Origin of the sequence: Microbacterium sp. H1-D42, assembly GCF_022637555.1 — a bacterium.
Taxonomy (GTDB): domain Bacteria; phylum Actinomycetota; class Actinomycetes; order Actinomycetales; family Microbacteriaceae; genus Microbacterium.
This window is the reverse complement of the sequence record NZ_CP093342.1, coordinates 1699221-1721590: the sequence shown is the minus strand read 5'-3', so window position 1 is coordinate 1721590 and position 22370 is coordinate 1699221. Positions and strand designations below refer to the sequence as shown.

General features: G+C 68.4%; 19 protein-coding genes. 6 read left to right on the top strand and 13 right to left on the bottom strand.

Annotated features, from left to right (window positions below; translation table 11 throughout):
• Window positions 1-59 precede the first annotated feature (59 nt).
• The 4 genes from acnA to dut all read right to left on the bottom strand — a co-directional run bounded on the left by acnA (window position 60) and on the right by dut (window position 4870).
• Window positions 60-2936 carry an aconitate hydratase AcnA gene (gene acnA, locus MNR00_RS08185; RefSeq protein ID WP_241928654.1) on the bottom strand — a complete coding sequence of 959 codons (2877 nt, stop codon included), beginning with the start codon at window positions 2934-2936 and terminating at the stop codon, window positions 60-62.
• Window positions 2937-3063: 127 nt separating this feature from the next.
• A complete protein-coding gene (locus MNR00_RS08180; RefSeq protein WP_241928791.1) occupies window positions 3064-3729 on the bottom strand; it encodes a DUF3159 domain-containing protein in 666 nt (221 codons plus the stop codon).
• A 107-nt stretch (window positions 3730-3836) separates the two neighbouring features.
• On the bottom strand, window positions 3837-4424 hold the full coding sequence (locus MNR00_RS08175) for a DUF3710 domain-containing protein (RefSeq protein WP_241928653.1): 588 nt from the start codon (window positions 4422-4424) through the stop codon (window positions 3837-3839).
• Window positions 4421-4870 carry a dUTP diphosphatase gene (gene dut, locus MNR00_RS08170; RefSeq protein WP_241928652.1) on the bottom strand — a complete coding sequence of 150 codons (450 nt, stop codon included), beginning with the start codon at window positions 4868-4870 and terminating at the stop codon, window positions 4421-4423. The genes MNR00_RS08175 and dut overlap by 4 nt, the downstream gene beginning before the upstream one ends.
• A 3-nt stretch (window positions 4871-4873) precedes the next feature.
• Between dut and MNR00_RS08165 the strand changes: the two genes are divergently transcribed.
• Window positions 4874-5368 carry a DUF3093 family protein gene (locus MNR00_RS08165; protein ID WP_241928651.1) on the top strand — a complete coding sequence of 165 codons (495 nt, stop codon included), beginning with the start codon at window positions 4874-4876 and terminating at the stop codon, window positions 5366-5368.
• A gap of 60 nt (window positions 5369-5428) precedes the next feature.
• On the opposite strand, the gene MNR00_RS08160 is transcribed toward MNR00_RS08165, so the two are convergent.
• Window positions 5429-5722 (bottom strand): DUF4193 domain-containing protein, encoded by a 294-nt coding sequence (locus MNR00_RS08160; RefSeq protein ID WP_241928650.1) that lies wholly within the window; start codon window positions 5720-5722, stop codon window positions 5429-5431.
• Window positions 5723-5930: 208 nt separating this feature from the next.
• Between MNR00_RS08160 and sepH the strand changes: the two genes are divergently transcribed.
• Complete coding sequence (sepH, locus tag MNR00_RS08155) at window positions 5931-6956, top strand: septation protein SepH (protein WP_241928649.1); 1026 nt, start codon at window positions 5931-5933, stop codon at window positions 6954-6956.
• Window positions 6957-6959: 3 nt separating this feature from the next.
• Here the strand turns inward: sepH and MNR00_RS08150 are convergent, their stop codons facing one another.
• The gene (locus MNR00_RS08150) at window positions 6960-8081 is read right to left on the bottom strand and encodes a nucleotide pyrophosphatase/phosphodiesterase family protein (RefSeq protein ID WP_241928648.1); all 1122 of its coding nucleotides are present in this window, start codon (window positions 8079-8081) and stop codon (window positions 6960-6962) included.
• Between the two features lie 82 nt (window positions 8082-8163).
• Here MNR00_RS08150 and MNR00_RS08145 point away from each other — a divergent pair, with 82 nt between their 5' ends.
• Window positions 8164-10602, top strand: a complete 2439-nt coding sequence (locus tag MNR00_RS08145; protein WP_241928647.1) for a DNA topoisomerase IV subunit A — start codon at window positions 8164-8166, stop codon at window positions 10600-10602.
• Between the two features lie 37 nt (window positions 10603-10639).
• Here MNR00_RS08145 and MNR00_RS08140 read toward each other — a convergent pair whose 3' ends face one another.
• Entirely contained in the window at window positions 10640-12769 is a 2130-nt protein-coding gene (locus tag MNR00_RS08140) for a DNA topoisomerase IV subunit B (protein WP_241928646.1), read from the bottom strand.
• 178 nt (window positions 12770-12947) lie between these two features.
• Between MNR00_RS08140 and MNR00_RS08135 the strand changes: the two genes are divergently transcribed.
• Window positions 12948-13157 (top strand): hypothetical protein, encoded by a 210-nt coding sequence (locus tag MNR00_RS08135; RefSeq protein ID WP_241928645.1) that lies wholly within the window; start codon window positions 12948-12950, stop codon window positions 13155-13157.
• 40 nt (window positions 13158-13197) lie between these two features.
• Here MNR00_RS08135 and MNR00_RS08130 read toward each other — a convergent pair whose 3' ends face one another.
• The 6 genes from MNR00_RS08130 to MNR00_RS08105 form a co-directional block, all read right to left on the bottom strand.
• Entirely contained in the window at window positions 13198-14241 is a 1044-nt protein-coding gene (locus tag MNR00_RS08130; RefSeq protein ID WP_241928644.1) for an alanine racemase, read from the bottom strand.
• On the bottom strand, window positions 14238-14927 hold the full coding sequence (locus tag MNR00_RS08125; protein WP_241928643.1) for an alanine racemase C-terminal domain-containing protein: 690 nt from the start codon (window positions 14925-14927) through the stop codon (window positions 14238-14240). The genes MNR00_RS08130 and MNR00_RS08125 overlap by 4 nt, the downstream gene beginning before the upstream one ends.
• 22 nt (window positions 14928-14949) lie before the next feature.
• Entirely contained in the window at window positions 14950-15702 is a 753-nt protein-coding gene (locus tag MNR00_RS08120; RefSeq protein ID WP_241928642.1) for a glutamine amidotransferase, read from the bottom strand.
• On the bottom strand, window positions 15699-17018 hold the full coding sequence (locus MNR00_RS08115) for a MurT ligase domain-containing protein (protein WP_241928641.1): 1320 nt from the start codon (window positions 17016-17018) through the stop codon (window positions 15699-15701). Before MNR00_RS08115 ends, MNR00_RS08120 begins: the two co-directional genes overlap by 4 nt.
• On the bottom strand, window positions 17015-18280 hold the full coding sequence (locus tag MNR00_RS08110) for an RNA polymerase sigma factor (protein WP_241928640.1): 1266 nt from the start codon (window positions 18278-18280) through the stop codon (window positions 17015-17017). Before MNR00_RS08110 ends, MNR00_RS08115 begins: the two co-directional genes overlap by 4 nt.
• A gap of 161 nt (window positions 18281-18441) precedes the next feature.
• Window positions 18442-19371 carry a PAC2 family protein gene (locus tag MNR00_RS08105; protein ID WP_241928639.1) on the bottom strand — a complete coding sequence of 310 codons (930 nt, stop codon included), beginning with the start codon at window positions 19369-19371 and terminating at the stop codon, window positions 18442-18444.
• 109 nt (window positions 19372-19480) lie between these two features.
• Between MNR00_RS08105 and MNR00_RS08100 the strand changes: the two genes are divergently transcribed.
• Complete coding sequence (locus tag MNR00_RS08100; protein ID WP_241928638.1) at window positions 19481-20956, top strand: leucyl aminopeptidase; 1476 nt, start codon at window positions 19481-19483, stop codon at window positions 20954-20956.
• A complete protein-coding gene (gene lpdA / locus MNR00_RS08095; RefSeq protein ID WP_241928637.1) occupies window positions 20956-22329 on the top strand; it encodes a dihydrolipoyl dehydrogenase in 1374 nt (457 codons plus the stop codon). The genes MNR00_RS08100 and lpdA overlap by 1 nt, the downstream gene beginning before the upstream one ends.
• Window positions 22330-22370: the final 41 nt, after the last annotated feature.

Here is a 22370-nt window from a genome sequence, read left to right as displayed (position 1 = left end):
AGAAACAGCGAAGCGCCCCGCCCGGCCGAAGCCGAGCGGGGCGCTTTCTGCTGAATGGGTCAGACGAGCGAACGCAGCACGTACTGCAGGATGCCGCCGTTGCGGTAGTAGTCCGCCTCACCGGGGGTGTCGATGCGGACGACCGCGTCGAACACGATCGGCTCGCGGCCCTCCGCCGAGAACTCGCTCGGGGTCGCGGTGACCTTGACCGTCTTCGGGGTGATGCCCTCGTTCAGAGCGGTCAGCCCTTCGATCGCGATGATCTCGGTGCCGTCAAGGCCCAGCGACTCCCAGGATTCGCCGGCGGGGAACTGCAGGGGCACGACGCCCATGCCGATCAGGTTCGAGCGGTGGATGCGCTCGAAGCTCTCGGTGATGACAGCCTTGACGCCCAGCAGCGTGGTGCCCTTGGCCGCCCAGTCACGCGATGAGCCCGAGCCGTACTCCTTGCCGCCGAACACCACGAGCGGGATTCCCTGCTCCTGGTAGTTCATCGACGCGTCGTAGATGAACTCCTGCGGGCCGCCTTCCTGCGTGAAGTCGCGGGTGTATCCACCCTCGATCTGCTCACCGCCGTTGACGGCCTTGACGAGCGTGTTCTTCAGGCGGATGTTCGCGAAGGTGCCACGGATCATGATCTCGTGGTTGCCGCGGCGCGAGCCGAAGGAGTTGAAGTCCTTCTGTGCCACACCGTGCTCGATGAGGTACTTCGCGGCCGGGGTGCCGCCCTTGATCGCGCCGGCAGGCGAGATGTGGTCGGTGGTGACCGAGTCGCCGAGCGCTGCCATGACGCGGGCGCCGGTGATGTCGGCGACCGGGGTCAGCTCCATCGTCATGCCATCGAAGTACGGCGCCTTGCGCACGTAGGTCGAGTCCTCGTCCCACTCGAAGATGGGGCCGCTCGGGGTCGGCAGGCTCGTCCAGCGCTCGTCACCCTCGAAGACGGTGGCGTACTGGTTGATGAACTGGTCACGCGAGATCGACTGGCCGATGATCGCCTCGATCTCGGACGACGAGGGCCAGATGTCCTTCAGGAAGACGTCGTTGCCGTCGGTGTCCTGGCCGAGCGCGTCGGTGTCGAAGTCGAAGTGCATCGACCCTGCCAGCGCGTAGGCGATGACCAGCGGCGGCGAGGCCAGGTAGTTCATCTTCACGTCGGGGCTGATGCGACCCTCGAAGTTGCGGTTTCCGGAGAGCACCGCGGTGACGGCCAGGTCGTGCTCGTTGACAGCGGCCGAGACCTCGTCGATCAGCGGACCGGAGTTTCCGATGCAGACGGTGCAGCCGTAGCCGACCGTGTAGAAGCCCAGGCCCTCGAGGTCCTTGTTCAGACCCGACTTCTCGTAGTAGTCGGTGACGACCTTGGATCCCGGTGCGAGCGTGGTCTTGACCCAGGGCTTCTGCTTCAGGCCCTTCTTCAGCGCGTTGCGGGCGATGAGGCCCGCAGCGACCATGACCGACGGGTTCGACGTGTTGGTGCACGACGTGATCGCCGCCAGCGTGACGGCGCCGTTGTCGAGGATGTACTTGTCACCAGCGGGCGAGGTGACCGGCACCGGCTTCGACGCGTGCGCCGGGGCGCCGCTGTTGATGTGCACTGGGCGCGTGGTCGGTGCCTCGTCCCCCGGAACCTGACCGGGGTCGGATGCCGGGAACGAGTGCTTCGACTCGAGGTCGACGATGTCGTCGGAGGTGCTCGCCGTGGCGTAGCCGACGATGTCCTTCTCGAACTGCTCCTTGGCCTCGGACAGCAGGATGCGGTCCTGCGGGCGCTTGGGGCCGGCGATCGACGGCACGACAGTGCTGAGGTCGAGCTCCATGTACTCCGAGTAGGTGGGCTCGCGATCGGCGTCGTGCCACAGGCCCTGGGCCTTGGCGTACGTCTCGACGAGAGCAACGGCCTCGTCGGAGCGTCCGGTCAGGCGCAGGTAGTCGAGGGTGACGTCGTCCACAGGGAAGATCGCCGCGGTCGAACCGAACTCCGGCGACATGTTGCCGATGGTGGCGCGGTTGGCGAGCGGCACGGATGCGACGCCTGCGCCGTAGAACTCGACGAACTTGCCGACGACGCCGTGCTTGCGCAGCAGGTCGGTGATCGTGAGCACGACGTCGGTCGCCGTGACGCCGGCGGGGATGTCGCCGGTGAGCTTGAAGCCCACCACGCGCGGGATCAGCATCGACACGGGCTGGCCGAGCATCGCGGCCTCGGCCTCGATACCGCCGACGCCCCAGCCGAGCACGCCGAGACCGTTGACCATGGTGGTGTGCGAGTCGGTGCCGACGAGGGTGTCGGGGTAGGCGCGCAGCACGCCGTCGACGGTGCGGTCATAGATGACCTTGGCCAGGTGCTCGATGTTGACCTGGTGCACGATGCCGGTGCCGGGGGGAACGACCTTGAAGTCGTCGAATGCGGTCTGACCCCAGCGCAGGAACTGGTAGCGCTCGCCGTTGCGCTCGTACTCGATCTCGACGTTGCGCTCCAGCGCGTTCTCGGTGCCGAACAGGTCGGCGATCACCGAGTGGTCGATGACCATCTCAGCCGGCGAGAGCGGGTTGATCTTGCTCGGGTCGCCGCCGAGGGCGGTGACCGCCTCGCGCATGGTGGCGAGGTCGACGATGCAGGGCACGCCGGTGAAGTCCTGCATGAGCACGCGGGCGGGCGTGAACTGGATCTCGGTGTTGGGCTCGGCCGTGGCATCCCACGATCCGAGCGCCTCGATCTGCGACTTCGTGACGTTGGCGCCGTCCTCGGTGCGGAGCAGGTTCTCGAGCAGCACCTTCAGGCTGAACGGGAGCGTCTCGTGGCCGGCGACAGTGTCGATGCGGAAGATCTCATAGTCGGTGCTGCCGACTGTCAGGGTGCTCTTGGCACCGAAGCTGTTCACCGTGGACACGAATCCGTCTCCTTCTGACTCGGATGGAAGCGACAGGCACATCCATCTTGCTCGCCGAGGGCGCGTCGCGGCTAGCAAGGTGTGCCTTACCAGTGTGCGCCGCGCCGAGTCTCGGCGAAAGTGCGAAATTTATCTTGATGTCAAGATAAATCTATCAGAAGGTGAACGTTCAGCGTTGTTCGCGGCGGGGGTAGAGACGGCGTGTCACGAGCCAGGTCACCGCGAGCAGCGAGGCGAACAGCGGGATGCCCATCACGAGCTTCACCGTGCCGAGTGTGGCGACATCGCCGGAGTAGTAGAACGGCAGCTGCAGGCCGAGCCGCAGCAGGAACAGCGCGGCCCAGGCCACCGAAAGCCAGGTGAAGGTCCGGCACTTGCGGGCATCCTGACGCCACGCCACACCCTCTCCGACGAGGAAGCCGACGACAAGGCCGATGATCGGCCATCGGACCAGCGCTGAGATGAGGAACGCCGAACCGTAGACGATGTTGGTGATGAACCCGACGACGAACTGGTCCTCGGCTCGGCCGGTGAACAGCGGCAGCCCCGCGGCGATGACAGCGGCGAACAGGCCCGAGAACGCGGCCACCGGCGGCGACTTCATCACCAGGCGCACGATCGTGAAGACCGCGGCGATGCCGACGGACAGCCCGAGCGAGAGCACCAGGTGGTTCGTGGTCGTGTACGTGACGATGAAGATCAGAAGCGGCAGCACGGACTCCATGACGCCGCGCCACCCGCCGATGACCTGCCAGACCATGTGGCCAGTCGTCTGCTCAGCATCGGGGTCGATGCCGGCGCGCCGCGCGGCCGAGCCCAGCGCCGCGCCGAACACCTCAGCTGCGCTGGCGTCGCTCGGCGTCGCCTGGTCGGAGGGCTCCGGGGCGGAACCCTCGGACGGCTCCGGGGCGGAACCCTCGGACGGCTCCGGGGCGTGTCCGGTCACGCCGCGCCCGGCGTGGACGGCATCTTCAGCGGGATCAGGTCGCGCGGCGGCATGGGCGATCCACCTCGCACGACGACGATCGAGCGGAATAGATCCTCGACCTGCTCTGCGGCCGCCGGGTCAGACGCCGCCTCGCCGCCGATCACGCCACGCAGGAACCAGCGTGGGCCGTCGACGCCGACGAAGCGCGCCAGGCGCATGCCGGATCCCTCTGCGGCAGTCGCCGGCACCTCGGCCAGCAGCTCCTTGCCGAGCGGTCCCTCGCGCTCTTCGACACGCCCGCCCTGAGTGCGGATCTGGTCGCGAAGCTGCACGCGGGTCTCGTCCCACAGTCCGCGCGTGCGGGGCGCCGCGAACGGCTGCACCTGCAGCGACGATGCTGCGTAGTCGAGGCCCACCGCGACGATGCGCTTGCTCTGCTCCTCGACCTCGAGACGCAGGTTCAGTCCCTCGCGGGGCAGCACCTTGATGCCGCCGAGGTCGATGTACGGCCGGACCGGGTTGGCCTCGGCGTCGTCGAACGGTCCCGCCGTGGCACGGTCCGACGGTGCGGACTTCAGCGTGGGTTCGATCTCTTCAGTCATTCGCTCTTTCCCTGGGTATAGCCGGTCGATCCGAAGCCGCCGTCGCCGCGGACGCTGTCCGGGAGCACCTCGACGGGTTCGAAGCGGGCCTGGACGACGGGCATCACGATCAGCTGCGCGATCCGATCACCGACCGCCACATCGTACGCTTCCTTGCTGTCGGTGTTCAGCAGGGTCACCTTGATCTCGCCGCGGTAGCCGGCATCGACCGTGCCGGGCGAGTTCACCACGGTGATCCCGTGCTTCGCCGCCAGGCCGCTGCGCGGCACCACGAAGGCGGCATGTCCTTCTGGCAGCGCGATGCGCACACCGGTGCCGATCAGCGCCCGCTCCCCTGGCTCGAGGCGCACGGCCTCGGTCGAGACCAGGTCGGCGCCGGCGTCTCCTGGGTGTGCGTAGAACGGGACGTTCGCGGCGATAATGGGAACGGCAACGGAATGAGTCACCCCATGAGGCTAATGCAGAACACCGAACGCGACGCGCGTGAGATCTACCGCGAGCGACTGACCCCGAGTCTGTGGATGCTGGTGACGATCGCCCTCGCAGGGCCCATGGTCTCGCTGGTGTTCACCCCGATCAGCTCGAACGCGGCGCTGTTCATCGGAGCGGCGGTGTCGCTGGTGCTCGTCGTGCTCAGCATCGTGCTCTCCCCCACCGTGCGGGTAGCTGGCACCGTGCTGCGCGTCGGTCGTGCGCACATCGACGCGCGCTGGCTCGGTGAGCCAGAGGACTTCACCGGTGAGGATGCCCGCAATCGGCGCACCCGCGACATAGCCCGTGACGGCTGGAACTTCCTGCGCGGCGGAGCTGACGGCGTCGTGGTCGTGCCGGTCACGGACCCGGACGACCCGATGAACAGCTGGACCATCTCGACGCGCACACCCGACCGGCTGGCCGCGGCGATCCGCGCTGCTCGCGTCGCAGCAGCCGACGCACCCGCCTGACCCCGGAAAACAGAACGCGCCCCAGCCGTGAGGCCGGGGCGCGGACGTGTCAGGGATGCGTCAGGCGGCGCACTCCTTGCAGATGGGACCTTCAGGGCCTTCGTGGTCGAGCTGCGAGCGGTGCTTCACGAGGAAGCAGCTCATGCAGGTGAACTCGTCCTGCTGGGCCGGGAGCACGACGACGTCGAGCTCCACATCGGAAAGGTCCGCACCGGGGAGCTCGAAACCCGTGGGGTTATCAGAGTCCTCGACGTCGCCAGCGCCGGACTGGGTGTTCGGCACACGCTCCTTCAGTGCTTCGATCGACTCGGAGTCGTCTTCGCTCTTGCGGGGGGCGTCGTAGTCGGTTGCCATGCGGTGGATCTCCACTTCCGTGGTACGAGTGGGTGGGTGATGAAGTGCCGTTTTCGGGTGAGCGGCGGCCATAGTTTGCATGACTGCGGCGCATTTCGCAAATGCAGTCGTGTTCGCACGGGAAAACTCGCGGCACGCCCGCGTTATTCCCGGCCCCGCACGGGTGGCCATGACACCATGAATGCACACCCATCAGAGGGGCATTGGCATGGAAAACGTCACCATCGTCGGAACAGAAGCGGGAGTCCTCGTCCTCGCCACCGAGTCCGGGCAGCGCTTCGCGCTTCCCATCGACGACGTGCTGCACCGCGAGGTGCGACGGGCGACCCGCCAGACAGAGCCGGCGGCCGCTCGCCTCGCTGCGAGCCCACGCGACATCCAAGCTCAGATCCGCGCCGGTCTTTCGGCCGCCGAGGTCGCCGCCCTGCTCGGCGTGAGCGAATCGGACGTCGCACGCTTCGAGGGTCCAGTGCTGGCTGAGCGCGAGCACATCGTGAACCAGGCGCTTGCGGTGCCCGTGCTGATCGGCAGCGATGTCGAGCCAGACGCGCAGCCCACCTTCGGCACCGCCGTGCGGGCCAAGCTTGCCGACCTCGCCGCGACCGAGGAGCGCTGGGCCAGCTGGAAGGACGAGTCCGGCTGGACCGTCAAGCTCGAGTTCACCGCGAACGAGGTCGCGCACGACGCCAGGTGGACCTTCGATCCGCGGCGCAGCACGCTGTCGCCGTCCAACGCCGACGCCACGCAGCTCTCCCGCCAGGGGTCGCTTCCCGACGGACTCATCCCCCGCCTGCGTGCGGTGGATGCCGAGCGCGTCTCGCCGTACAAGGACGACAGCCGCTTCGACTCCGCCGCATTCGGCCCTCGGCTGCTCCCCCCGCCCGAGGAGCAGAGCGATGAAGTCGCCGAGCCCGCACACTCCAGCGCTGCTGCGCAGGCGGCTGCAGCGCGGCGCGCACCCGACGAGCACCAGACCAGCGCAGAGACCGCTGACCTGCTCGAGGCGCTTCGCCGTCGTCGAGGACAGCGCGAGTCGGCACCGGTGATCGAGGACGAGGACGGCGACGAGAGCTCACCCATCGCCCTCTTCGATGCACTCGACGAGCCGGCCGACGAGGAGCCGGACCCCGAGCCCCACGCGGAGCCGGCCGAAGCGAGCACTGCTCGCCGCAAGCGCCGCAACGCGATGCCGAGCTGGGACGAGATCGTCTTCGGCGCACGCACCGACGACTGACGTTCAGCGCCGGAAGGCGCCCAGCTTGATGAACGGCACGCGCCACTCCTCCGGCGTGAGCGCGCCGTGCTGGCCGACCATGCCGCGTCCGCGCTGATCCTCCGCCGCACCGTCGTACAACGCGACGTTCGACCGTGCGATGGCCATCAGGTCACCGATCCGCCCACGCGCAGCATCCGACACGAGCGGGCCGAACAGCCCTGCGTCGATCGCCTCGGTGCGGCTGACCACATCGGCGAAGCCCTCCAGATCACGCCGCCAGCGCGCCAGCAGGGCGCCCTGGTCGATGTCCGGCTCGGTGTAGACGTGCATCATTCGCGGCTCGCCGCCGATGTGCCGGATGCCATCGTGCCAGCCGCCGGCGGCGTCCAGCACCAGCTGCCGGTGCGGAGGCACATCGACCATTCCGTGATCGGCCGTGACGAGCACCCCCACGCCGTCCGGGACGCGCTGCGACAGCGCCGCGTCGATGTCTTCCAGCGCTGCGACCCACTCCGGTGAGTCGACGCCGTGCTTGTGGCCGGCCTTGTCGACCTCGGGCAGATAGCAGTACACGATCGCGCCGTCGTTGGCATCCGCCAGCTCGTACGCCAGCGCGATGCGGTCAGGGGGTGAGCCCGCGGGGTGGAACTCGCCGCCGCGGAGCGTGGCGCGGGTGAAGCCGCTGCGGGCGTGCCCGGCGAAGCCGATCACGAAGGCCGCGTTGCCTGCCGCCGTCGCCTGCTCGAACACCGTGGGAGCGGCCTGCCAGGTGAGCGGGTCGATGCGGTCCCAGTCCGTGAGCTGGTTGACGAGTACGTCCTGCTCCGGATGCCGCACACGGTAGCCCACCAGCCCGTGCACGCCCGGGGCTGCGCCGGTGAGCAGGCTGGTCAGCGCGGCCGCCGTGGTGGTCGGGAAGACCGCGCCACCGACGTCCTTCTTCGCCATCGCCGAGCTCAGCGTGCGCGCATGCCCGGCGTGCGCTCGCAGCGGGATCGCCCCCAGTCCGTCCACGACCACCAGCACGACTGATCTCGCCCGGGCGAGCTCGTCGGATTCTCCGCGCAGCGCGGCCAGCAGGTGGGGCGCCACCCCGGTGATGTTTCGCGGCGAATCAAGGGCGGACGGTAGCATGAGAGGCATCCGGGTCAGTCTTTCACAGGCATCCCGACGCGGTCCGCTGTGAGCGGCCGCGAGCCCGCCCCGAGCGACCAGCAGGAAGTCCATGCCGAAGACCCCGCCGTCCGAGTCCGTCCCCGAGCGCATCCAGGACATCGACCTGTCACAGGAGATGCAGGGATCGTTCCTCGAGTACGCCTACTCGGTGATCTACTCGCGCGCTCTGCCGGACGCCCGTGACGGCCTCAAGCCGGTGCAGCGACGCATCCTCTACCAGATGGCCGAGATGGGCCTTCGTCCTGATCGCGGACATGTCAAGAGCGCCCGCGTCGTCGGCGAGGTGATGGGAAAGCTGCACCCGCACGGCGACTCCGCGATCTACGACGCACTGGTGCGCCTTGCTCAGGACTTCGCGCTGCGAGTGCCGCTCGTCGACGGGCACGGCAACTTCGGATCGCTCGATGATGGCCCTGCCGCCTCGCGGTACACGGAGGCTCGACTGGCAGCATCCGCTCTGGCGATGACCGAGAGCCTCGACGAGGACGTCGTCGACTTCGTGCCGAACTACGACGGGCAGTTCCAGCAGCCGGCCGTGCTCTCTGCCGCATTCCCCAATCTGCTCGTCAACGGTGCCAGCGGCATCGCGGTGGGCATGGCGACGAACATGGCGCCGCACAACCTCATCGAGGTCGTCGCGGCCGCCATCCACCTGCTGGAGAACCCGGACGCGACCACCGCCGACCTGATGGAGTTCGTGCCAGGCCCCGACTTCCCCTCCGGGGGGATCTTGATGGGCCTTGACGGCGTGAAGGACGCTTACGAGAACGGGCGCGGCGCCTTCAAGCTGCGCGCCAAGACCTCGATCGAATCTCTCGGCCCCAGGCGCACCGGCATCGTCGTCACCGAGCTGCCATATCAGGTGGGGCCTGAGCGCGTCATCGAGAAGCTCAAGGACGCGGTCAACGCGAAGAAGCTGCAGGGCATCAGCGACGTGCAGGATCTCACCGACCGCAAGCACGGCCTGCGTCTGGTGGTCACGGTCAAGACCGGCTTCGACCCGGCCGCGGTGCTCGAGCAGCTGTTCCGCTACACACCGCTCGAGGACTCGTTCTCGATCAACAACGTCGCCCTCGTCGAAGGGCAGCCGCGCACGCTCGGACTCAAGGAGCTGCTGCGGGTCTATCTGCAGCACCGCGTCGAGGTCGTCACCCGGCGCAGCCAGTACCGTCTCGCGCGTCGCAATGAGCGCCTGCACCTGGTGCGGGGCCTGCTGCTGGCCATCCTCGACATCGACGAGGTCATCCAGGTCATCCGCTCTTCGAACGACTCGGAGGCCGCACGGGAGCGGCTGAAGCAGGTCTTCGACCTCGACGATGTCCAGGCCGAGTACATCCTAGAGCTGCGCCTGCGGCGCCTGACGAAGTTCTCGCTGCTGGAGCTGGAGACCGAGCGTGACAAGCTGCTCGCCGAGATCGCCGAGCTCGAGCGACTGCTTGGCGACCCAGGGCTGATCCGCGCGCAGGTCGCGCAGGAGTTGGATGCCGTGGCCGAGCAGTTCGGCACGCACCGCCGCACGCTGCTCCTGAACGCCGCTCCCCCGAAGGCCCGCACGACGAAGTCGGTCGCCGAGCTTCAACTGGCTGACGCCCCCACCACGGTGCTGCTGTCGACGACGGGGCGCGCCGTGCGCGTAGACCTCGAGCCGGGGACCACGATCACCACGCCGGCGCGCCGCAGCAAGCACGACGCGATCGTAGCGCGTCTGGAGACCACCACACGCAGCGAGATCGGCGCGGTCACCAGCACAGGGCGCGTCGTGCGGTTCAGCCCCGTCGACATCCCCGCTGTGCCCGCCACCTCGGTGGGCCTCGGGGCCGGCGTGCGCATCGCCGACTACCTCGGTCTCACCGACCGCAAGGAGCAGGTAGTCACCCTGATCCGGTTCGACGATGACACCCCCGTGGCGCTCGGAACGAAGGAAGGCGTCATCAAGCGGTTCGTACCGTCGGCTCTCGCCGTGCGCCCCGAGGTGGAGGTCATCGGGCTGAAGCCGAAGGACGTCGTGATCGGCGCTGCCAAGGCATCCGACGACGCCGAGCTCGTCTTCGTGACCTCGGATGCCCAGCTGCTGCACTTCTCGGCGGCGAATGTTCGGCCGCAGGGCGCGGCTGCCGGCGGCATGGCAGGCATGAAGCTCGGCTCCGGCGCCGAGGTGATCTCATTCACCGTCATCACCTCGGCCGAGGAGGCCGTCGTGGTGACGGTCTCGGGCTCCGAGGGGATGCTGGCGGGGGCGGACTCAGGACGCGCGAAGGTCTCGGCGTTCGCGGAGTTCCCCGGCAAGGGGCGCGCCACCGGCGGTGTGCGCGGTCACGCATTCCTGAAGGGCGAGAACCGCCTGACCCTGGCCTGGGTCGGCATCGAGCCGCGCGCGATCGGCACCGATGGCAGCGTGCGGCAGCTGCCGGAGTCCGGCATGAAGCGCGACGGATCCGGCCAGGCGCTGGATGCCATGATCGGTTCCATCGGAACCGCAATCGGCTGAGCGGGTCCCGCCGGCGCAGCCGGCGGGCCGGCACCCGCTATGCGTCGATCGACTCGCGGCTGAGGCGGTCGCTCGAGGTCATGATGAACTCGCGGCGCGGAGCGACCTCACTGCCCATCAGCAGCTCGAAGGTGCGCACCGCGGCGTCAGCCGACTCCGCGTCGCCGATCGTGACGCGGCGCAGCAGGCGCCCTGATTTCTCCATGGTGGTGTTCGCCAACTGGTCGGCATCCATCTCGCCGAGACCCTTGTAGCGCTGGATCGGATCCTGCCAGCGCTTGCCGGCCTTCTGCAGCTTCGAAAGCAGGGAGTGCAGCTCAGCCTCTGAGTACGTGTAGATCGTCTCGTTGGGCTTCGAACCCGGGTTCATCACGATCACGCGGTGCAGCGGCGGCACAGCCGAGAACACGCGTCCGGCTTCGACCAGCGGCCGCATGTACCGGAAGAACAGCGTCAGCAGCAGGGTGCGGATGTGCGCACCGTCGACGTCGGCGTCGCTCATCAGGATGATCTTGCCGTAGCGTGCCTGGCTCAGGTCGAACGAGCGCCCAGAACCTGCGCCGATGGTGGTGATGATCGCCGCGCACTCGGCGTTGCCGAGCATGTCGCTGACGGACGCTTTCTGCACGTTGAGGATCTTGCCGCGGATCGGCAGCAGCGCCTGGAACTCGCTGTTGCGAGCGTGACGTGCGGTGCCGAGAGCCGAGTCGCCCTCCACGATGAACAGCTCGCTGTGCGCGACGTCATTCGAACGGCAGTCGACGAGCTTGGCCGGCAGCGAGGACGACTCGAGCGCGGTCTTGCGTCGCTGGGTCTCCTTGTGCGCGCGCGCCGAGACGCGCGCCTTCATCTCGGAGACGATCTTGTCGAGCAGCATCGACGCCTGGTTCTTGTCGTCGCGCTTGGTCGAGGTGAATCGCTGCCCGAGCTCGGTGCGCAGCACCTTGGCGACGATCGCGCGCACGGCGGGCGTGCCGAGCACCTCCTTGGTCTGACCCTCGAACTGCGGCTCCGGCACGGTGACGGTCAGCACGGCGGTGAGACCGGCGAGAACGTCATCCTTCTCGAGCTTGTCGTTGCCGGCCTTCAGTCGCCTGGCGTTCTGCTCGACCTGGCCGCGCAGGGTCTTCAGCAGCTCCTGCTCGAAGCCCTGCTGGTGGGTGCCTCCCTTGGGCGTGGCGATGATGTTGACGAAAGAGCGGAGCGTCGTCTCATATCCGGTGCCCCAGCGCAGCGCGATGTCGACCTCGCACTCGCGGTGCACCTCGGTAGCCTTCATGTGCCCGTCGGGCTGCAGCACCGGCACCGTCTCGGTGAACGACCCGGTGCCCTGAATGCGCCAGGTGTCGGTGACGGGCGCGTCGGATGCCAGGTACTCGACGAACTCGGAGATGCCGCCCTCGTACAGGTACGAGGTCTCGATCGGGGCGGCGGGCGCGCCGTCTTCGGTCGCCGTGGCGGCGGATGCCGGACGCGGACGCTCATCGCGCACGACGAGCTCGAGTCCAGGCACGAGGAACGCGGTCTGTCGCGCACGGTTCTCCAGGTCGCCCAGCTGGAACGCGGCGTCCTTCGTGAAGATCTGTCGGTCTGCCCAGTAGCGCACCCGAGTACCAGTGACACCCTTGCGCACCTTGCCGATCACGCGCAGCTCGCTGCGGTCCTCGAACGGCCGGAACGGGGCATCCGGACGCGGCTCGCCGGCGTCTTCGAAGATGCCGGGCTCGCCACGGCGGAACGACATCGCATAGGTCTTGCCGTCGCGATCCACCTCCACGTCGAGGCGCTCCGACAGCGCGTTGACGACCGAGGCGCCGACGCCGTGCAGACCTCCGGATGCGGCGTACGATCCGCCGCCGAACTTTCCACCGGCATGCAGCTTCGTGTAGACGACCTCGACGCCGGTCAATCCGGTGCGCGGCTCCACGTCGACGGGCACACCGCGGCCGCGGTCACCGACCTGCACGCTGCCGTCGGCGTACAGCACGATGTCGATCTTCGCGCCGTTGCCTGCGACGGCCTCGTCCACGGAGTTGTCGATGATCTCCCACAGGCAGTGCATGAGGCCAGGCGAGCCGTTCGACCCGATGTACATTCCGGGGCGCTTGCGAACGGCTTCGAGCCCTTCGAGCACCTGAAGGTGATGGGCGGAATACTCGGCGGTCACAATGATCAAGTCTATTTCGCGCGCGGACCGCCGCAGGCCGCGACACTCCCCCAGCGACGCACTGACAGGGGCCGGATACGCGCACAGCGAAACACGCCGCGCGGCGGGCATTACCTCAAGCGTCTCGTGGTTGTATTGAGCACGATCTCACAATGCTCGAACCTGAGGAGGCACCGAGATGAACGCTACGACTGAGCGAGAGACTGTCGAGTACCGCCTCACTGCGATGGACCGCTGTGATTCCTGCGGGGCACAGGCCTACATCGCCGCCGAGGTCAACGGCTCGGAGCTGCTGTTCTGCGCCCACCACGGCCGCAAGTACGAGGCGAAGCTGCGCGCGATCGCCACGACGTGGCACGACGAGACAGCGCGGCTGATCGAGGCGTGACACGCACCTGAGGTTCTGAGCCCGCCGCCGGGCTCGGCCCTCAGTCGATTATGACCCGCCGCACGGCGGGCGTGAGGCGAGTGATGATCTCCTCGCCGACGGTGTCAATGCGCTCTGCGAGAGCGGTCGCATCCGGCTCCCCGGCGGAGCCTGGACCGAACACGACCACCCGCTGACCGGGTTGCGCGCCGTCCCAGCGCTCGACCATTGTCGAGTCCCCCTCGATGCGCACGATCCGCCGTGGTCCACCCGGCGTCGCGACGAGCGCGCCACGCAGCGTGGACGGCAGGCCATGGAACGCGCCGAGGCCGACCACGACATGATCGTCGTCGACGGCATCCACACTCGCCGACAGCCGCGAGATCAACTCGATGCCGTCCAATTCGGGACCGTCTGCGGATCGGATGCCGTAGCAGAACGCTCCGATCCGGCTCAGCGACCCGCGCAGCTCCGGACGCCACCACGACGCCGCTGATGCCGTGAGGTGCAGCACCTCTGGCCGTCCGCCGGCATCAGTCAGCATGCGCACCGCTTCGTGGAAGACCTGCTGTGCGGCGTCGTCCTCCGCGTCACTGGCCTCAGCCAGGTGGCTCCAGACCCCGACCACCCGCACGGCGCCGCGCTGCTCCGCCCGGCGGGCGGCGGCGACCGCCTGCGGCCAGTCCTCTGGGCGGAATCCGTTTCGGTGCAGCCCGGTGTCGATCTTCAGATGCACGTCCGCGCGGACACCGGTGCGCCCGGCGACACCGATCACGTCGCTCAGGTAGTCCATCGACCCGATGCCGAGGTGGATGCCACTCGCGATGGCCTGTTCGACCTCGGCAGTGGTCGACGTCGCCCACGCGTAGACGCGCTGATCGGTGAGCGCGCGGATGCGCAGCGCGGTCTCGATGTCGTAGGCGCCGAACCAGGTGACGCCGCTCGCTGCAGCTTCGGGCACCGACCAGTCGAGGCCATGCCCGTAGGCGTCGTCCTTCATCACGAGCATGAGCTCGGCCGGCCGGATGTGCTCACGCACCGCGGCGAGGTTGCGGCGGAACGCCGCCCGCGAGATCTCCAGCACCGGACCGACCTCGTTGTTCATGCGACCCACTCCCGGTGTCCGTGGCGACCGATGACGACCGCCATCTCCAGAGCCGTCAGCCCGGTGACGTCGGCCCAGTGCGCAAGCGCGTCACGCATCGCGCCGGTGCCGAAGTACGCCACCGGTGCTCCGACGGGGGCATCGGCTCCCTCGAGGTCGACGACGCAGACGTCCATGGCGATGCGGCCGACGATGGGATGCGTGCGCTCCCCGATCTGCACCAGGGCGTGATTGCCGAGGGCGCGGAGGATGCCCTGTGCGTAGCCGCCGGTGACCAGCGCCACGCGCGTGTCCTGCTGTGCGCGGTGCGTGTATCCGTACGAGACCGCCTCACCGGCGTGAAGCGGCTTGGTTGACAGCACGCGGCCTTCCAGCCGCATCACCGGTTCGGTGGTGGATGCTGTGGCGTCCGGGATCCCGAACAGCGCGCACGCGTCGATGTCGGCTGCGCCGTTCACGTGCGCTGCGATGCCGACGGCGCCAAGCCGTTCCACCTCATCCGGCCCGTCGACCAGAACGGCCCCGGCCCCGGCATCCGCCAAGATCCGCGCCGACTCGTCCAGACCGTGACCGAAGGCATCGTGCCGCAGATCGACCGTGCAGCCATCGGTCAGCAGCGTGCGCGCGTTCTGCTCGAGCGCGGCACGCGAGAGCAGCACTCGGGGTGCCGCGCTGCTGATGCTCATGCCGTCCTCCGGGTCTGCGATCTCAAAGCTGGATGGTCTTGAAGCCCTTTTCGTGGATGAAGCGGTCGATCGCCGCCCGAGCGCCCTCGGCGTGCTCGTCGAACGGGCCGGTTACAGGCTCACTCAGGGCGATGCCGCGGCGCTCGCCGGCAGCGGCCACCAGCAGGTCGGCCAGCGCAGGGTTCAGCGGCAGGACGGGGCCCTGCACGTTGCCGGCGAACGCGTTGTGGTGACGCACGAACTCGCCACGGCCCTCGCCGTGGGCGAAGCTGCCGCGTCCAGCGATCACGGCGCCGTAGGCGGCCGCCGTGTCGTCGAGCGTCCATTCCGAGGCGTGGTCCTCGAATCCGACCACGCGCACGTCAGGCGTCTGCACGGTGATGTATCCGACTCGACGGTCACGCGTCCGGGCGACCCGGTACGGCATCAGCCCAAGGCCTTCGACCCTCGTGCCGTCGGTGAGGTCGATGCCGGCGCCGAGCAGCTCGGCCGAGCCGCCAACCGCGAACAGCACGCCACCCGCTTCGATGAAGGAGCGCAGCTGGTCGCCACGCGAGACCAGGTCTGCGTGCACGCCGCGCATGGCCGAGAGCGGACCATTGCCGATGACGATGATGTCGACGTCGTCCGGCAGGTTCTCGCCCACACCGGCACGAGCGGTCACGCGGTTCGCACCGCGCGCCGCGATGCGCTCTTCGATGGCGCGCACGTTGCCGCGGTCGCCGGTGATCCCGAGCTCCGCCGGGTACAGCTGTGCGATCGTGAGCTGCGTCATCGGCGCGCCACCTCCTGGTCGCCATGGCCGAGAATGCGGCGGCCGATCATCATCAGCTCGTAGTTCACGAACCAGGTCTGCTTGCCGGCATCCGTGTCGGGGAAGGAGCGCATGATCGCGACAGCCTTCTCCATGTCGGGTTCGACGGTGCCGATCTCGACTCCGGCGTAGGAGAGGGCGAGAGCCAGCTGGTACGCCTTCTCACCCGTGACGACGTCTACCCGCGGCAGCGCTGCGAAGTCGACGTCGTACAGCCACGAGACATCAGGGGTGCCCTCGTCGATCGCGATCAGCGCACGCGCCGGCGCTCCCTCGAGCGCGTCCAGGTTCATCTGGATGCTGGGGGCGTTCTTGAACATGACGAACTCGACCTGCTCGCCGGCGCCGTCCCGGCGCAGCGGGATGACCTCACCGCGACCGTAGGCCGGTGCCATGGTGGCGAACCCTGCCGCGGCGCGCGTGGTGTCGAACTCGTCGCCGAGCACTCCCGATGCCACCGTGAGCGCCGCCGCGGCATCTGCCGCGTAGTGCAGCCCGCGGGCGGGAAGGGTGACACGGGCATCCGCTCCCCCGACGTTCACGACGATGTCGCGACCGGAGACCTCGCGCACTTCGGCGAAGGCGTCGCGTGCGAGCGTGCCGGCGGTGCCGCTGCGCGTGTCGGCCGCGTTGGCGAGTCCGTGTGCGGAGGCGGCGACGATCTCGGGGGCAACTCCGAAGAACGACACCGGTGCCCGCATGGCATCCACGTCGATCTTCGACAGGTACGGGTCATCGCGATTGATCACGACGTGCGCCGAGGCGCGCTTGGATGCCTCGAGCATCATGTCGGCGACGCGCTCAGTCTCGTAGAACCGGTACAGCTGGTCGACCTGCACGTTCAGCGACAGGATCACCGACGGCGACAGACGATCGGCGAGATCGGCAGCGAAGCCCTCGTCGATCTCGAGCACCGCGACGTCGGCCTTGATCCGGCCCGTGAGCGTGGCATCGGCCAGCAGTGCGCTGGTGACGCCCTGCGGCAGGTTGGCGCCCGTGGGGTTGGTGAACACGGTCAGGCCGTGCGCACGCAGCACCTCGCTGATCATGTGCGTCGTGGTGGTCTTGCCGTTGGAGCCGAGCACGAACACCACGCCGTAGCGGAACTGACCGGCAAGGGTCGGCAGCAGCGTCGGCGAGAGACGGTTCGTGAGGTAGCCGGGGAAGGCGGACCCTCCCCCGCGCAGACGGGTCGCGAAACGCGCGAGCTTACCCGCCAGCACGGGGAAGACGTACCGCAGGCCGGCTGAGCGCGCCTGAGGTGCCGTCTGACTCATTCGAGGTAGTCCCGCAGCGACTGCGAACGGCTCGGGTGGCGCAGCTTCGCCATCGTCTTCGACTCGATCTGACGGATGCGCTCACGCGTCACGCCGAACGTGTCACCGATCTGGTCGAGGGTCTTGGGCTGTCCGTCGCCGAGTCCGAAGCGCATCCGGATCACACCGGCTTCGCGCTCCGAGAGCGAGTCGAGCAGCTGCTCGAGCTGGCGCTGCAGCATCGTGAATCCGACGGCGTCCGCCGGCACGACGGCCTCGGTGTCTTCGATGAGGTCACCGAACTCGCTGTCGCCGTCCTCGCCGAGAGGCGTGTGCAGCGAGATGGGCTCGCGGCCGTACTTCTGCACCTCGACGACCTTCTCGGGCGTCATGTCGAGCTCGCGCGAGAGCTCCTCGGGCGTGGGCTCGCGGCCCAGGTCCTGCAGCATCTGGCGCTGCACGCGGGCGAGCTTGTTGATGACCTCGACCATGTGCACCGGGATGCGGATGGTGCGGGCCTGGTCGGCCATGGCGCGGGTGATCGCCTGGCGGATCCACCACGTCGCGTAGGTAGAGAACTTGAAGCCCTTGGTGTAGTCGAACTTCTCGACAGCGCGGATGAGTCCGAGGTTGCCCTCCTGGATCAGATCCAGGAATTGCATGCCGCGGCCCGTGTAGCGCTTGGCGAGTGAGACGACCAGACGCAGGTTGGCGCCCAGCAGGTGGCTCTTGGCGCGCTGACCGTCGCGGGCGACCCACTGCAGGTCGAGGCCCAGCTGACTGGACTTCTCCTTGGCGGACATCACCGAGAGCTTTTCCTCGGCGAACAGACCCGCCTCGATGCGCATCGCGAGCTCGACCTCTTCGGCCGCGTTCAGCAGCGCGACCTTTCCGATCTGCTTCAGGTAGTCCTTGACCGGGTCGGCGGTCGCGCCGGTGATCTGGGTGGAGTAGACCGGGGCGTCGTCCTCGTCCTTGGAGGAGATGACGATGGCGCCGGTGGGCAGTGGCTCGGTGAAGGCGGGCTTCTTGTCGCCCTCCTCCTCGTCGGCCTCGTCAGCCTCAGCGGCCTCCTCGTCGGCCTCGGGCTCCTCGACCTTCTTGGCGCGCTTGGCAGGGGCCTTCTTGGCAGGGGCCTTCTTGGCGGGAGCCTTCTTCGCCGGGGCCTTGGTCGCGGGCGCCGTCGCCTCGTCGACCTCGGTCGGGTCGACCTCGGGGGCGGCAACCTCGGCAGCGGCGGTCTTGGTGCTCGTCCGGGTCTTCTTGCTCGTGGCAGCAGTCACGTTTCGCCTTTCACGGAGCGGTGCACGCGCTCCGAGCTGTTTCGGACACTAGTAAGACCCTTGTCAAGCGCGTTCCGTATGAGAACGACCATTGACAACGGGTCAGAGATCCATTATCACACACACCGGAGCATGGTGCGTCCTCTGCGGCACAATCGTGATCACCGCTGTTTCTCGTCGTCTCCCGGCCGTCGGTTGGCCAGGTAGCGCTCCAGCTCTGCGGCGAGCTCATCTGCACTCGGCAGGTCGCGTTCGTCGAACGACTCGTCATCGCCGTCGTCGTCCTCGCGTCCGGCCATGTAGGCGTCGTAGCGGCGCTCGAGCGTGTGCAGCATCTGCGTCAGCTCATCGTTGCCGACCACCTGCTCGCCCACTCGGGTGAGGAACTCCTCGCGCCGCTCCTGCACTTCGTCCATGCTCAGCACGAGCCCCGCGCCGATCATCAGCTTGTCCGCGGCCGCGATCACCGTGTCCGGGTAGTCGGTGTCTGCCAGGTAGTGCGGCACCAGCAGCACGAACCCGGCGACCCGCTGCTCGTGCTCGATGAGACGGAACTCCAGCAGATGCGCGGCGGTTCCGGGGACCTGCGTGCGCGGACGCCATACCGAGTGCGCAGCGATCAGGTCGTGGCGGTTGCCACTGACCGTGGTGCCCAGAGGGCGGGTGTGCGGCACCGGCATCGCGATCGAGTGCACCCACGTCACCGTCGAGACCTGGAAGGCGTCGACGAAGTCGAGCACGGCATCGGTGAAGGCGTTCCACGCGAAGTCCGGCTCGTACCCGGACAGCAGCAGGAACGGCTGCCCCAGCGCGTCATGCGCCAGCGACAGGTCGAGCCGTGCCGGCCGGTATTCGGTGAGGTGATCCTGGTCGAACACGACGATCGGGCGCCTGGCACGGTAGTCCAGCAGCACGTCGTTGTCGAAGCTCACGATGAGCTGCGGATCGACCGTGGCCTGCAGGTGTTCGATCAGGCCGGATACCGCGTTTCCCGCATCGGTGAACCCGGTGAGCAGGATGACCAGCGGCAGGCCGGTCGGCACGTCGGGCGCTCCGGCGATCGACTCGTAGAGGTCTGCGGAAGAGGGCATATGTCAATGCTACGAGGCCGGGGACCGAAGGGGTCTGCGGAATGGAAGCTCACAGCGAACACGGCCGGCCGTGAGGCCGCCGACACGGCAGCTTCCCTAGGATGGAGGCATGACGCTTCCCGTGATCTCGCACACGTCCGATCCGTTCCCAGGAAGTGCTGCAGACGCCGCAGTGCTCGTCATCCCCGATCCGGCAGCCGACACCGATGCGCTGACCGGATACGAGGGACTCGTGGAGACGCTTTCCGCCATCGGCTACAAGGGCAAGGCGTCCGCGTACACGCGCGTGCACCTGCCCGCTGTCACCGCGCTGCCGCTGGCCGTCGTCAGCGCAGGCTCGACCCCGGACGCGGCCTCCGTGCGCGACGCGGTCGCGACGGCCGTGCGCAGTCTGACCGGATTCGAGACCGTCTCGATCGGCTTCGCCCCTGGCCTCGAGGAGTTCGCGGCCGCTGCCGCCGAGGGCGCCATGCTCGGCGGCTACCGCTTCGACGACTACCGCTCCGAGAAGAAGCCGGCGCGCGCCGAATCGCTCGTGCTGCACTCTGCCGAGCTGCCCGCAGGCGCGCTCGAGCACGCCCGCGCCGTGGCTGAGGCCGTCGCCCTGGTGAAGGACCTGGTCCACACGCCCGCCGAATGGCAGAGCCCGGCGCAGCTGGCCCAGTCCGCCGTCGACGCGGTCGCCGAGCTGCCGATCGATGTGCAGGTTCTCGACGAGAACGAGCTCGAGGATCAGGGCTACGGGGGCATCCTCGGCGTCGGCCGCGGATCGGACCGCCCGCCGCGCCTCGTCCGTCTGGACTACGCGCCCGCCGGTGCCGGGCGTCACATCGCCCTGGTCGGCAAGGGCATCACGTTCGACACGGGCGGACTCTCGCTGAAGCCGGCGGCCGCCATGGTGGGGATGAAGTTCGACATGGCCGGTGCCGCCAGCATCCTCGCCGCCATCCGCGCCATCGCGGCGCTGCAGCTTCCGGTGCGAGTGACCGCCTGGATGTGCATCGCCGACAACATGCCCTCTGGCCGCGCCACTCGCCCCGGCGACGTGCTGCGCATGCTCGACGGTCAGACCGTCGAGGTGATGAACACCGACGCCGAGGGTCGCCTCGTGCTGGCCGACGGCCTGGTCGCCGCGAGCCGCGAGAACCCGGACGTGATCATCGACGTCGCCACGCTGACGGGGGCGATCATCGTCGCGCTCGGCATGCGGCACACCGGTGTGATGGGCTCAGATGACGCGGTCGCCGAGTACCTCGCCGCGTCGGATGCCACCGGCGAGCCCGCCTGGGCGCTGCCGCTGCCGGAGTTCATGGAGGAGTCGCTGGACTCGCAGATCGCCGACATGGTCAACGCCAACATGGCCGACCGCTCGGGTGGATCACTGTTCGCAGGACTCTTCCTGCAGCGCTTCATCGGCAAGACGTCGGATGCTGACGACGCTCCCCGCATCCCGTGGGTCCACCTGGACATCGCCGGCTCCGGCGAGCACAAGGGCTCCGCGTACGGCTACACCGAGAAGGGCCCGACCGGCGCGACGGTCCGCTCACTCATCGCATTCGCGCAGGCATCGGTCAAGGAGTCCTGATGGCAACCCACGAGTTCGACCTGGTCATCCTCGGCGGCGGCAGCGGCGGCTACGCCGCGGCCCTGCGCGCCAGTGAGCTGGGCAAGAAGGTCGCCCTGATCGAGAAGGACAAGGTCGGAGGCACCTGCCTGCACCGCGGCTGCATCCCGACCAAGGCGCTGCTGCACGCGGCCGAGGTCGCAGATCACGTGCGCACGGCGGCTTCGGTCGGCGTCACGGCGACCTTCGAGGCCATCGACCCCGCCGGCGTCCGCGCCTACCGCGAGGGCATCGTCGCGAAGAAGTTCAAGGGCCTCGAGGGTCTGATCAAGGCCCGCGGCATCACCGTCATCGCAGGCGAAGGGCGGCTCGAGACCGACCGCTCTGTGCGCGTCGGCGACGACCGCTACGTCGGTGCCGATGTCGTGCTGGCGACAGGCTCGTACAGCCGCTCGCTGCCAGGGCTGGAGATCGGCGGACGCATCATCGCCAGCGAGCAGGCGCTCGCCCTCGATGAGGTGCCTTCGAGCGTCGTGATCCTGGGCGGCGGCGTCATCGGCGTCGAGTTCGCGAGCGTGTGGCGCTCGTTCGGCGCCGAGGTCACGATCGTCGAAGCGCTGCCGCATCTGGTTCCCAACGAGGACATCGCCCTCAGCAAGGGCCTGGAGCGCGCGTTCCGCCGCCGTGGCATCAAGTACTCGCTCGGCACGCGGTTCCAGGAGGCAGAGCAGGACGACGCGCAGGTGACGGTGACGCTGGAGGACGGCAAGACGTTCACCGCCGACTACCTGCTGGTCGCCGTCGGCCGGGGACCCGTGACCGCGGGTCTCGGGTTCGAAGAGGCCGGTGTCACCCTGGACCGCGGCTTCGTGACCGTCGACGATCAGCTCCGCACCGGCGTGCCTGGACTGTGGGCGGTCGGCGACATCGTGCCAGGACTGCAGCTCGCGCACCGCGGGTTCCTGCAGGGCATCGCGGTGGCCGAGCGCATCGCCGGCATGCAGGTTCCGACGCTGCCCGAATCGCAGATCCCGCGCGTGACGTACTGCAGCCCCGAGGTGGCGTCCGTCGGCATCACCGAGGCGGCTGCCGTCGCCCAGTTCGGCGAGGACGCCGTCGTCGCCTACGACTACAACCTCGCCGGCAACGGCAAGAGCGAGATCATCGGCACCGGCGGCACCGTCAAGGTCGTCCGCCAGAAGGACGGCCCCGTGCTGGGTGTGCACCTGCTCGGCGACCGCGTCGGCGAGCTCATCACCGAGGGCCAGCTGGCCGTCGCGTGGGAGGCGCACCCCGAAGACATCGCTCCCCTGATCCACGCACACCCGACACAGAGTGAAGCGCTCGGCGAGGCCTTCCTGGCCCTCGCCGGAAAACCGCTCCACGCCCTCTGATCCACACAACCAGGCGTCCGGTTCACTAAGCTGGATGCGTC

Bases quoted from the DNA above. Each gene is read 5' to 3' on its own strand.
- MNR00_RS08125 (WP_241928643.1), bottom strand. From the start codon at position 14,927: ATGAGCATCAGCAGCGCGGCACCCCGAGTGCTGCTCTCGCGTGCCGCG.
- MNR00_RS08165 (WP_241928651.1), top strand. From the start codon at position 4,874: ATGAGGCTAATGCAGAACACCGAACGCGACGCGCGTGAGATCTACCGC.
- MNR00_RS08135 (WP_241928645.1), top strand. From the start codon at position 12,948: ATGAACGCTACGACTGAGCGAGAGACTGTCGAGTACCGCCTCACTGCG.
- MNR00_RS08175 (WP_241928653.1), bottom strand. From the start codon at position 4,424: ATGACTGAAGAGATCGAACCCACGCTGAAGTCCGCACCGTCGGACCGT.
- MNR00_RS08120 (WP_241928642.1), bottom strand. From the start codon at position 15,702: ATGACGCAGCTCACGATCGCACAGCTGTACCCGGCGGAGCTCGGGATC.
- MNR00_RS08150 (WP_241928648.1), bottom strand. From the start codon at position 8,081: ATGCCTCTCATGCTACCGTCCGCCCTTGATTCGCCGCGAAACATCACC.
- acnA (WP_241928654.1), bottom strand. From the start codon at position 2,936: ATGTGCCTGTCGCTTCCATCCGAGTCAGAAGGAGACGGATTCGTGTCC.
- sepH (WP_241928649.1), top strand. From the start codon at position 5,931: ATGGAAAACGTCACCATCGTCGGAACAGAAGCGGGAGTCCTCGTCCTC.
- MNR00_RS08130 (WP_241928644.1), bottom strand. From the start codon at position 14,241: ATGAACAACGAGGTCGGTCCGGTGCTGGAGATCTCGCGGGCGGCGTTC.
- MNR00_RS08115 (WP_241928641.1), bottom strand. From the start codon at position 17,018: ATGAGTCAGACGGCACCTCAGGCGCGCTCAGCCGGCCTGCGGTACGTC.
- MNR00_RS08160 (WP_241928650.1), bottom strand. From the start codon at position 5,722: ATGGCAACCGACTACGACGCCCCCCGCAAGAGCGAAGACGACTCCGAG.
- MNR00_RS08145 (WP_241928647.1), top strand. From the start codon at position 8,164: ATGCCGAAGACCCCGCCGTCCGAGTCCGTCCCCGAGCGCATCCAGGAC.
- MNR00_RS08105 (WP_241928639.1), bottom strand. From the start codon at position 19,371: ATGCCCTCTTCCGCAGACCTCTACGAGTCGATCGCCGGAGCGCCCGAC.
- MNR00_RS08100 (WP_241928638.1), top strand. From the start codon at position 19,481: ATGACGCTTCCCGTGATCTCGCACACGTCCGATCCGTTCCCAGGAAGT.
- lpdA (WP_241928637.1), top strand. From the start codon at position 20,956: ATGGCAACCCACGAGTTCGACCTGGTCATCCTCGGCGGCGGCAGCGGC.